Annotated in this window: 9 protein-coding genes; 5 read left to right on the top strand and 4 right to left on the bottom strand. The window is 72.2% G+C overall.

Annotated features, from left to right (window positions below; translation table 11 throughout):
• Window positions 1–52: 52 nt before the first annotated feature.
• From ACZ6AA_RS09420 to fabD, 5 genes are read left to right on the top strand one after another with little or no spacing between them, the layout of a single operon-like run.
• Entirely contained in the window at window positions 53–307 is a 255-nt protein-coding gene (locus tag ACZ6AA_RS09420) for an acyl carrier protein (RefSeq protein WP_468459189.1), read from the top strand.
• A 1-nt stretch (window position 308) separates the two neighbouring features.
• Window positions 309–1,532 (top strand): beta-ketoacyl synthase N-terminal-like domain-containing protein, encoded by a 1,224-nt coding sequence (locus ACZ6AA_RS09415; RefSeq protein WP_468482084.1) that lies wholly within the window; start codon window positions 309–311, stop codon window positions 1,530–1,532.
• Between the two features lie 20 nt (window positions 1,533–1,552).
• Window positions 1,553–2,818, top strand: a complete 1,266-nt coding sequence (locus ACZ6AA_RS09410) for a hydroxymethylglutaryl-CoA synthase family protein (RefSeq protein ID WP_468459185.1) — start codon at window positions 1,553–1,555, stop codon at window positions 2,816–2,818.
• Window positions 2,806–5,085, top strand: coding sequence for an enoyl-CoA hydratase/isomerase (locus ACZ6AA_RS09405; protein WP_471457172.1), 2,280 nt, complete (start codon window positions 2,806–2,808; stop codon window positions 5,083–5,085). Before ACZ6AA_RS09410 ends, ACZ6AA_RS09405 begins: the two co-directional genes overlap by 13 nt.
• 8 nt (window positions 5,086–5,093) lie before the next feature.
• Window positions 5,094–7,049, top strand: coding sequence for an ACP S-malonyltransferase (fabD, locus tag ACZ6AA_RS09400; RefSeq protein WP_471457170.1), 1,956 nt, complete (start codon window positions 5,094–5,096; stop codon window positions 7,047–7,049).
• 91 nt (window positions 7,050–7,140) lie between these two features.
• On the opposite strand, the gene ACZ6AA_RS09395 is transcribed toward fabD, so the two are convergent.
• The 4 genes from ACZ6AA_RS09395 to ACZ6AA_RS09380 all read right to left on the bottom strand — a co-directional run bounded on the left by ACZ6AA_RS09395 (window position 7,141) and on the right by ACZ6AA_RS09380 (window position 10,831).
• Window positions 7,141–8,373: a cytochrome P450 gene (locus ACZ6AA_RS09395; RefSeq protein ID WP_471457168.1), complete on the bottom strand. Its 1,233-nt coding sequence runs from the start codon at window positions 8,371–8,373 to the stop codon at window positions 7,141–7,143.
• 145 nt (window positions 8,374–8,518) lie between these two features.
• Window positions 8,519–9,346, bottom strand: coding sequence for a pentapeptide repeat-containing protein (locus ACZ6AA_RS09390; protein WP_468459177.1), 828 nt, complete (start codon window positions 9,344–9,346; stop codon window positions 8,519–8,521).
• Between the two features lie 163 nt (window positions 9,347–9,509).
• Window positions 9,510–10,259 (bottom strand): hypothetical protein, encoded by a 750-nt coding sequence (locus ACZ6AA_RS09385; RefSeq protein ID WP_468482089.1) that lies wholly within the window; start codon window positions 10,257–10,259, stop codon window positions 9,510–9,512.
• The gene (locus tag ACZ6AA_RS09380; RefSeq protein WP_468459174.1) at window positions 10,256–10,831 is read right to left on the bottom strand and encodes an RNA polymerase sigma factor; all 576 of its coding nucleotides are present in this window, start codon (window positions 10,829–10,831) and stop codon (window positions 10,256–10,258) included. The genes ACZ6AA_RS09385 and ACZ6AA_RS09380 overlap by 4 nt, the downstream gene beginning before the upstream one ends.
• Window positions 10,832–10,863 lie beyond the last annotated feature (32 nt).

The following is a 10,863-nucleotide window of genomic DNA, read 5'->3' as shown; positions in this document are numbered from 1 at the left end:
GCCCCGGACCCGTCGGCACCCACCCACCCACCCCTCCAGCGAAGGCGCGCACATGACCAAGGACAAGACGTTCACCCTGATCACCGAGGCCGTCCGGGAGATCCTGCCGGAGCTCGCCGACCGTGACCTCGGCGAGTCCGACACCCTGGACGCGCTCGGCGCCAACTCCATGGACCGTGCGGAGATCGTGATGACCGTCCTGGAGGAAATGGACCTCGACATCCCCCTCGTCGAGACCCACGGCCCGCAGAACCTGGGCGAGCTGGCCCAGCACCTCAGCGACACGGCAGCGGCCAGGGCCCGGTGACATGAGGCATCCCGCAGGGCTCGTCGTCACCGGCCTCGGCGTCACCACCGCCGTGGGCCAGGGCAAGACCGCCTTCACCGACGCACTGTTCGCCGCGGCGCACCGCTTCGCCGTCATGGAGCGGCCCGGACGGCAGCTCGGCACCCGCTTCGTGGGCGCCGAACTGCCGACCCCGAAGCCGACCACCCGGCTCGGCGCCCGCGAGCTGCGCACCGCCTCCCTCACCGGACAGGTCGCACTCACCACCCTCGAAGAGGCGTGGACCGAGGCCGGCCTCGACGGCTACGACGCCGACCGCGTCGGGCTCGTGATCGGCGGCAGCAACCTCCAGCAGCGCGAACTCGTGCTCGCCCAGGACCGGCACCGCGCCAAGCCGCGCTTCCTGCGGCCCAGCTACGGCCTGTCCTACCTGGACAGCGACCTGTGCGGGCTGTGCACGACGGCCTTCGGGATCCGCGGCTTCGCGCACACCGTGGGCGGCGCCTCGGCCAGCGGACAGCTCGCAATCATCGAGGCGGCCGAGGCCGTCGCCTCCGGCCGCGTCGACGTGTGCGTCGCGCTCGGCGCGCTCGCCGACCTGTCGCACTGGGAGCTGCTCGGCCTGCACGCGATGGGCGCCATGGCGGCGGAGTGCCACGCCGACGCGCCCGCCGAGGCCTGCCGCCCCTTCGACCGGGGGCGGTCCGGCTTCGTGTACGGCGAGGCCTGCGCGGCCCTGGTCATCGAGCGCGCGGGCGCCCGCCCGGACGCCCCCGCCCCGTACGCGCGGCTCAGTGGCTGGTCCGTACGCCTGGACGGCAACCGCGACCCCAACCCGTCCCTGGACGGCGAGACCGCGGCGATCCGCCAGGCCCTCGACCACGCGGGCCTCACCGCCCGGGACATCGACTACGTCAACCCGCACGGCACCGCGTCCCCGACCGGGGACACCACCGAGGTGGCGGCGCTCAAGGCCTGCGGCCTCACGCACGCGGCCGTCAACGCCACGAAGTCGATCACCGGGCACGGCCTGACGGCGGCCGGAGCCGTCGAGGCGGCCGCGACCCTGCTGCAACTGCGGCAGGGCCGGCTGCACCCCACCCGCAACCTCACCGACCCCGTCGACGACGCCCCGCACTGGGTGCGCGACACCCCCGTCGAGGCCGACATCCAGCACTGCCTGAGCCTGAGCATGGGCTTCGGCGGCATCAACACCGCACTGTGCCTGAGCGCGTGCGACGCCTAGAGAGCAGAAGAGCGAACCCCATGTCCCGCGTCGGTATCGAAGCGATGAACGTGTTCGGCGGCTCGGCCGTGCTCGACGTCATGCAGTTGGCGCGCCACCGCGAGCTCGACCTCTCGCGCCTGAACAACCTGCTGATGAAGGAGAAGACCGTCGCGCTGCCCTTCGAGGACCCGGTCACCTTCGGGGCCAACGCGGCCCGGCCGCTCCTCGACCGCATGAGCGACGAGGAGAAGGGCCGCATCGAACTCCTCATCACCTGCACCGAGTCCGGCTTCGACTTCTCGAAGTCGGCGAGCACCTACCTCCACGACCAGCTGGGCCTGAGCCGCAACGTGCGGATGTTCGAGCTGAAGCAGGCCTGCTACGCGGGCACCGCGGGCCTCCAGATGGCCTGCAACTTCATCCTCGCCAACACCTCACCGGGCGCGAAGGCCCTCGTCATCGCCACCGACATCTCGCGCTACATCCTGGAGGACGGCGACGACGTCGCCGCGCAGGACTGGGCGTACGCCGAACCGAGCGGCGGCGCGGGCGCCGTGGCCCTGCTCGTCAGCGACACCCCGCACGTCTTCCAGCTCGACGTCGGCGCCAGCGGCACCTACGGCTACGAGGTGATGGACACCTGCCGCCCCGCTCCGGACAGCGAGGCCGGTGACGTCGACCTGTCCCTGATGTCGTACCTGGACTGCTGCGAGCAGGCCTACCGCGCCTACGCGGCCAAGGTCGAGGGCGCCGACTACCGCGACACGTTCCAGTACCTCGCCTTCCACACCCCCTTCGGCGGCATGGTCAAGGGCGCCCACCGCACGATGATGCGCAAGGTCGCCAAGGCCAAGGGCGCCGAGATCGCCGCGGACTTCGAGCGCCGCGTGCTGCCCGGCCTCGGCTACTGCGGGCGCGTCGGCAACATCATGGGCGCGACCGTCTTCCTCTCCCTCGCGAGCACCATCTGCAACGGCGCCTACCCCGATCCGCGGCGCGTCGGGCTGTTCTCGTACGGCTCCGGCTGCTGCTCGGAGTTCTACAGCGGCGTCGTCACCCCGGACGGCGCGTCCCGGCTGCGGGGTATGGGCATCGAGGACCACCTCGACGCGCGCTACCGGCTGTCCCTCGACGAGTACGACCGGCTCCTGCGGGAGAGCGCGTTCGTCCGCGTCGGCACCCGCGACACCGTCGTCAACCAGGACTTCGTCGACCGGACCGCACCGGGCACCGCGGGCACGTCGCCCCGTCTCGTGCTGCGCGCGATCAAGGAGTTCCACCGGGAGTACGCATGGATCGACTGACCTACTCCACCCTGCGCGTCCGCGAGCAGGGCAGCGTCCTCTTCGCCCGGATCCACCGGCCCGAGGCCGACAACGCCATCAACGCGACCCTCGTCCACGAGCTGGACGACGTGTTCGCGCGGGCGGCGCACGCGGAGCACACCACCGTGGTCGTCCTCGAAGGGCTGCCCGAAGTCTTCTGCTTCGGCGCGGACTTCGGCGTGATCAGCGACGCGGCCCGCTCCGGCCAGGACACGGCCTTCGACCCGGAGCCCATGTTCGAGCTGTTCCGGCGGATGGCGTACGCCGACGTGCTCACCGTCGCGCACGTGCGCGGCAAGGCCAACGCGGGCGGCGTCGGCCTCGTCGCCGCGTGCGACGTCGTGATCGCCGACGAGAGCGCCACCTTCAGCCTCTCCGAGCTGCTCTTCGGCCTGATCCCGGCCGTCGTCCTGCCGTACCTGATCCGCAGGACCGGCTTCCAGCACGCCCACTACCTCGCCGCGACCACCCAGACCGTCGACGCCCGGCAGGCCCACGCGTGGGGGCTCGTCGACGCGCTCGGCCCCGACAGCGAGGCGCTGCTGCGCCGCCATCTGCAACGCCTCGGGCGCCTGTCGAAGAAGGGCGTCGCCCGCTACAAGGCGTACCTGCGCGCCCTGTCCCCGCTGGCCGAGCACACCAAGGACGTCGCCCTCGCCACCAACCGCGAGGTGTTCGCCGACCCCGACAACGTCCGCGCGATCCGGCGCTACGCCGAGGACGGCGTCTTCCCGTGGGAGAGCCCGACGGCGGACACCGACCCGGCCCCGGCGGCAGCGCCCCGCCCCGAGCCCTCACCGATCGAGAACACCGTGACCGTGCCCCCTCAAGGCCAGCGCCCCGCTCCGCCGCCCGCCGTCTCGCCCCGCGCCCTCGGCAACCCCCGCTTCCGCGAGGCCCACGGCGTCGACTACGCCTACGCCGCCGGGGCGATGTACAAGGGCATCGCCTCCGTCGACCTGGTCACCGCGCTCGGCAACGCGGGCATGCTCGGATTCTTCGGCACCGGCGGCCTCGCCCTGGACGCCGTCGACGACGCGATCACCCGCATCAAGAAGGGCCTGGACCCCGGCCGCGCCTACGGCATGAACCTGCTCAGCAACCCGGAGGACCCCGACCAGGAGGCCCGCACCGTCGAGCTGTTCCTGCGCCACGGCGTCCGCTCCGTGGAGGCGTCGGCCTACCTCCGGCCCACGCTGCCCCTGGTCCACTACCGCCTCGCGGGCCTCGGCACCGACGCCGACGGACGGCTCACCCAGGACCACCACATCATCGCCAAGGTGTCGCGCACCGAGGTCGCCGAGCCCTTCCTGCGCCCTGCCCCCGCCCCGCTGGTCCGCCGCCTCCTCGACGACGGACTCATCACCCCCGAACAGGCCGAACTCGGCGCCCGGCTGCCGCTGGCCCAGGACCTGTGCGTCGAGGCGGACTCCGCGGGACACACCGACGGCGGCAACGCCTACGTCCTGATGCCCGCGATGCGCGCCCTGCGCGACCGCGTCACGCGCGAGGAGCGCTACACCGACGAGAGCGCCGTGCGCGTCGGCGCGGCGGGAGGGATCGGCACCCCCGAGGCGGCCCTCGCGGCCCTGACCCTGGGCGCCGACTTCCTCGTCACCGGCTCCATCAACCAGTGCACGATCGAGGCCGGGACCAGCGAGGCCGTCAAGGACGTCCTGCAGGGCCTCGGCGTGCACGACACCGAATACGCCCCCGCGGGCGACATGTTCGAGGTCGGCGCCCGCGTGCAGGCCGTCAGGAAGGGCACCTTCTTCCCGGCCCGCGCCCAGAAGCTGTACGACCTCTATCTGCGGCACGACTCCCTCGACGACCTCGACCCGCGGACCCGGGCCACCCTGGAGGGCAAGTACTTCAAGCGGTCCCTCGACGAGGTGTGGCGGGAGACCCGCGACCACCTCGCGCGCCGTCACCCCGTCCGGCTCGCCGAGGTCGAGCGGAGCCCCAAGCAGAAGATGGCCCACGTCTTCCGCTGGTACTTCGTCCACTCCACCCGGCTCGCCCTGCACGGCACCCCCGACCGGCGGGTCGACTACCAGATCCACTGCGGCCCCGCCCTGGGCGCCTTCAACTCCTGGGTGCGGGGCACCGACCTGGAGCCGTGGCGCGACCGCGGGGTCGCCGTCATCGCCGAGCGACTGCTGGACGGGACCGCGGCCCTGCTCGCGGAGCGCCTCGCCGCCTTCGGCGCCCTGACCACCGGAGCCACCGCTCCCGACAACGGCTGAGTGATCACATGACATCCGTGTACGTCTTCCCCGGGCAGGGCTCCCAGCGCAAGGGCATGGGCAAGGAGCTGTTCGAGAAGTACCCCGACCTGGTCGCGCGGGCCGACCGGCTCCTCGGCTACTCCCTGCGCGAGTTGTGCCTCGACGACCCCGACCGGGTCCTCAACCGCACCGAGTACACCCAGCCCGCCCTGTACGCGGTCAGCGCCCTGCAGTACCTCGACCACATCGACTCCGGCGAGGCACCGCCCGCCGTCGTCGCCGGACACAGCCTGGGCGAGTACAGCGCCCTCTTCGCCGCGGGCGTCTTCGACTTCACCACCGGCCTCGATCTGGTGCGCAGGCGCGGCGAGTTGATGAGCCGGGCCCCCAGGGGCGCGATGGCCGCGGTCGTCAACCTCGACCAGGAGCGGGTCGCGGAGATCCTCGCGGGCCTGCCGCACCACAACATCGACATCGCCAACATCAACTCCCGCCGCCAGTGCATCCTCTCCGGCGTCTACGACGAGGTCCACGCGCCCGACGTCCGCGCCGCGTACACGGAGGCCGGTGGCTCCTTCATCCCCCTCAACGTGAGCGCCGCCTTCCACTCGCGGTGCATGACCGACGTGCAGGCGGAGTTCGCCCGGCACCTGGCGGGGGTCGACTTCCGCGCGCCGCGCATCCCCGTGATCGCCAACTGCACGGCCCGGCCCTACCCGGCGACCGGCCACGCGGACCTCCTCGCCCGGCAGATATCGAGCCCCGTCAAGTGGTACGAGTCCATCTCCTGGCTGCTGGCGCGCGGCCACGAGGACTTCCGCGAGATCGGCCCCGGCACCGTACTCACCAAGCTCACCGGCAAGATCCGCGAGGAACCCCTGCGGATCGAGGAACCCCCGCGGATCGAGGCGCCCCCACGCGTCGAGGCGCCCGCCCCGCCCCAGCGGCCCGAGCCCCGCCCCGCCCCGCGGCGGACCTTGCGGCGCCCCGAGCTCGTCTTCATGTACGGCGGCCAGGGCACCCAGTACTACCGGATGGGCCAGGAGCTGTACGACACCCAGCAGGCGTTCCGGGACGCCATGGACCGCTGCAGCGCCCTGTACGAGGCGGCCCAGGGCACGTCACTCGTCGCCGCGATGCACGACGGCTCGCGCCGGGGCCAGGACTTCGACGACATCCTGTACACACACGCCGCGCTCTACAGCATCGGCTGGAGCCTCACCGAGGCCCTGCGCGCGGAGGGCTTCGAGCCGGACGCGGTCCTCGGGCACAGCCTGGGCGAGTACGTCGCGGCCACCGTCGCCGGGGCGATGTCCTTCGAGGACGGCCTCGACCTGGTGATGAAGCAGGCGCACCTGCTGAAGCTGCGCTGCCGCACCGGCGGCATGCTCAGCGTCCTCGCCCCGCCCGCCCTGCACCAGCGGCGCCGCGACCTGTTCGCCGGACTCGCCCTCGCGGGCGTCAACTTCGGCGCCGACACCCGCGGCAACTTCGTCGTCAGCGGCGACGCGGACCGGATCACCGAGGCCCGCGCCGCGCTCGACAAGGAAGGAGTGGTCGCCGTCCGCCTCCCGGTGCGCTACGGCTTCCACTCCGCCCTCGTCGACGACATCCGCCACGAGTGCCGCAGCCTCGGCCGCGCGGTCCGGGTGAGCGCGCCCCGGGTGCCGGTGTACTCGTGCGCGTACGCCGGGGAACTGGACGGGGAGACCCTGAACCGCTGGGACGACTACGCCTGGGACGTGATCCGGGGCCGGGTGCGCTTCGACGAACTCATGGCCACCGCCTTCCGCGACCCGGCGCGGCACTACTTCGTCGACCTCAGCGCCAGCGGCTCCTTCGTGAACTTCCTCAAGCACGGCTACGGCCCGGACCACCGCGGCACCTTCGCGATCAACCAGTTCGGCAACAACGCGGCGTCGATGGGGAGGCTGCGCGAGGGACTGCGCGAGGCCGCCGGGGGAGTACCCGCCCTGGTGTGAGGTCGCCCGGTGCGACGTCGAGGGGGTGGGACGGCGAGGGGGCTCACCGCACAGCGGTGAGCCCCCGATGCCTCTTCGGCCAGCGGCCGTATCAGCCGACCGCCACCGGCAGCGACACCACGCCGCGGACGTTGATCCGGCCGTTCCAGGACACCTCGCCGTCCAGGGCCAGCTTCGGGAACCGCGGCAGCATCCGCTCGAACGTGATGCTTGCCTCCAGGCGCGCGAGGGCCGCGCCGAGGCAGTGGTGCGAGCCGGAGCCGAACGCCAGGTGCCCGCGTGCCCCCTCCCGGTCCAGGCGCAGCTTGTCCGCGTCCGGGCCCCAGTGCGCCTCGTCACGGTTCGCCGAGGCGAGGCCGCCGATCACGAACGAGCCCGCGGGGATCTCGACGCCGCTGAGCACCGTCGGCTCGACGGTGATGCGGCGGCTGGACTGCAGCGGGCTGTCGTAGCGCAGCAACTCGTCGACGGCGTTGGGCAGCAGCCCGGCGTCCGCCCGGAGCGCGGCCAGCTGGTCGGGGTGGCGCAGCAGGGCCAGCGTGCCGTTGGCGAGCAGATTCACGGTCGTCTCGTGGCCCGCGATGTAGAGCAGCGTGATCTGGGCGATCAGCTCGTCGTCGCTGAGCTTGTCGCCGTCCTCCTCGGCCTCGATCAGGGCCGTCATCAGGTCGTCGGCGGGGTTCTTCCGCTTCCACGCGATCATCTCGGCGGTGATGCCCGCCAGCTCCTCGTCCGCGGCCTCGATGGCCTGCATGACGGCGGGGTCGGCGACCGGCTCCAGGGAGCGGACCATCGTGGCGCTGAGCTCACGGATCCGCTCGTGGTCGGTGGGCGGGGCGCCCAGCATCTCGGCGATCACCGCGAACGGCAGCGGCGAGGCCAGCTCGGGCACCAGGTCCGCGCGGCCGGAGGCGGCGATCCGGTCGAGCATGCCGTCGACGAGCTCGCCGATGCGGGGCGCGAGCGCCTGGATGGACTTGGGCGTGAACGCCTTCTGCACCAGGCGGCGCAGCCGGGTGTGGTCGGGGGCGTCCCGGTCGATCATCGAGAAGCCGTCGATGAGCGGGGTCCTGCGGGACTCGTCCTTCTGCCGCAGGTTCACCATCGCGCCCGCGGTGACGTTGCGCAGTTCGACCGAGGCGCCGGAGCGCAGCAGCGCGAACACGTCCGCGTAGCGGGTGACCACCCAGAACCCCATGGGGTGCGGATAGACCGGCGCGGTCTCACGGAGCATCGCGTACTGCGGGTACGGATTGTCGGTGAACCCTTCGGCGAAGGGGTTGAACAGCGGTATGTGCTCCTGAGGAGGAACGCCCCCGGTCATCTCGTACTCCTTGCTGTTGCCCCGGCAGGGGGGATCCCCCGCCCGGATTCGATGAGAGTTCGCAGGTCACAGTAGTGCGGCCGGGTGGCCCTGCGGTATGTGACCACGAGGAGAGCAGGAGGGTACCCGGCAGGGGAGGGAGTGACTACGCCGCCCAGTGCGCGGGGTGCTCCAGCGGGCTCGACACCTTCGTCCGGGCGTCGCCGCGCGCGGCGTTCAGCTGCGGCTGGGTGAGGAACAGGGCGCCCGTCAGGTCGGCCCCGCACAGGTTGGTGTCCCGCATGTCCGCGCCGATCAGGTCGGCGTCGCGCAGGTCGGCGTCCGACAGGTCGGCGGCGATGAGGAGGGCGCCGCGCAGGCTGGCGCCGCGCAGCTTCGCTCCGCGCAGGCGCTTGCCCATGAGGTTGGCGCCCCGGTGGTCCTTCTTACGGCCCGGGACGGCCGCCCGGGTCAGCTCGCTGGCCCGCAGCAGCAGCGGGTTCACCTCTCCGCGCAGCGCGTCCACGTTCACGTCGAGAAGCGTCTCGGGGGTGTCCCGGGTCAGCGCGTCGATCCGGGAGTACGCCCGGCGCAGCTCCTTGTGCACGGGGCGGGCGGCCGCCAGGTCCAGGGCCTGCGCGGTGTACTTCAGGAGCTCCTGCAGCTGCCGCACGACGGGGAAGACCTCGTACATCGTGCGGGCCGTGTCGGGTTCCTCCCGCCAGCTCACGCCCTTGAAGGTCACCTGGGAGACCTTCTGACCTGCGCCGAAGCAGTCGAAGACCGTACAGCCGTTGTAGCCCTTGTCGCGCAGCCGCTCGTGGATCCCGCAGCGGAAGTCGTCCTGGAGGTTGCCGCACGGCGTACCGGCCGCCTTGTTCACCGGGAAGTCCGACGAACGCGAGAACGGCAGCGCCACACAGCACAGCCCGAAGCAGTTGCCGCAGTCGGCCTGCAGTTCGGTCTTGGCGGCGTGCGAGGTGCGCTCGGACAAGGCGGTGGCTCCTGATGCTCTGGCGTGCGGCGGGCGTACACGTCCATTGTCCCTCGGCCGCGGACCTCCCGGGTACGCGGGCCGGGAGGGACGGCGAGTGTCGGCAACGCAGGGTGCTGGAGTGGTGACCGGGAGTGCTGTGGCGCCTGTGCCGGTACGTCCGTCACCTCCCGGCAGGTGCCCTAGGGGTGGACCTGCCCTGCTCCTTCTCCCTGGTGCAGCCGCCCACCGGCTCGCCGGGCCACTGCGGCAGGCACACCAGGTTCCGATCGCGCCGGTCGTGCGACAGATAGCGGCCCACGCAGTCGTCGGCCCCGGTGCGGCCGACGGACTCGCAGAACCGCAGCGCCCGGGTTCCGTCCCGGTAGGGGCCGGGCTCGTAGATGACCCAGTAGCCGGGGTTGAGCGAGGCGAAGTCGCTGCTGTCGAGGAGTTGCGCGTACGGGACGGACTCCCGTATCGCCGCGAGGGCCCGGCGGGCGTGCTGCTCGCCCTCCTGGTGTGGCACGGAGGCCAGTTGGGCGATCCAGCGCGCCTTGAGAGGGCTCGACAGCGGCTGCACTGCGCCCGGCACGGCGGATCCGGCCGGGGACGGACTGTGCAGGTCACGGGCCTGCCAGCCGATGGTGGCGCACGCCATCGCGGCCGCCATCCCCAGGCCCGCGAGCCAGGCGCGGCGCGCGGGTCGGACCTGCGCACGGGGCGGCGCGGGGGACTGGCCCATGGGGTGGAGCAGGACCACCGCTCCGGGCGCGGGGTCCGGCTCGGGCGGGTCCGCCGCGGCAGCCTCGGCCGCGTACAGCGCCCGCAGTTCGCTGTCGATGTCGCCGGGGTGATCCTCGTAGTGCCGGACCAGGGCGGTGTGCAACGCGTCGACGCTGTCGGCTCGACGGTCACGGTCGCGGGAATTCACTGTGATCCTCCCTCCATCCGGTGGGGCGGGCTTGACGGTTCGGCCTCGGCGGCGCGCTCGCGGAGCTTCTTCTTCGCGCGCCGCACGGAGGCGGAGACAGAGGCAGGGGCGATGCCGAGGACCTCCGCGGTCTCCGTACGGGACAGCCCCAGGTATTCGCGCAGGAGCAGCGCCCAGCGCAGTTCGGCGTTGAGGGAGTTGATCTCCCGGAGCACTTCGGCGATCTCAAGTGCCCGGTCCGGGCCCAGGGTCCGGCTCACCGACGTCCACTCCCCGTTGTCCTCGGGGAGTTCGCCCGCGGGCGCCCAGGGGCTGCGCCGGGCGGCGCGGACGGCGTCGACGGCCTTGCCGGACGCGATCCTGCGGAGCAGCGGCCAGGGGGACTCGACGGGCCCGTCCTCGCGCAGGATCTGGAGGTAGCGCAGGAACGTGTCGTGGGCGATGGCGTCGACGTCGGCTCCGGGTCCGGCCACCGTGTAGATCACGGAGCGCACTCCGGGCCGATACTTCTTGTACGTCTCGGTGAACAGGGCGTCCAGGTCGGTCCGGTGTGGAAGGGCACGGCGTATCACAGGGTGCCCACCCCTCGTCCGGGTCCACCCGA

Source organism: Streptomyces sp. NPDC040610 (assembly GCF_055594065.1).
This window is presented reverse-complemented; position numbering and strand designations above follow the sequence as displayed.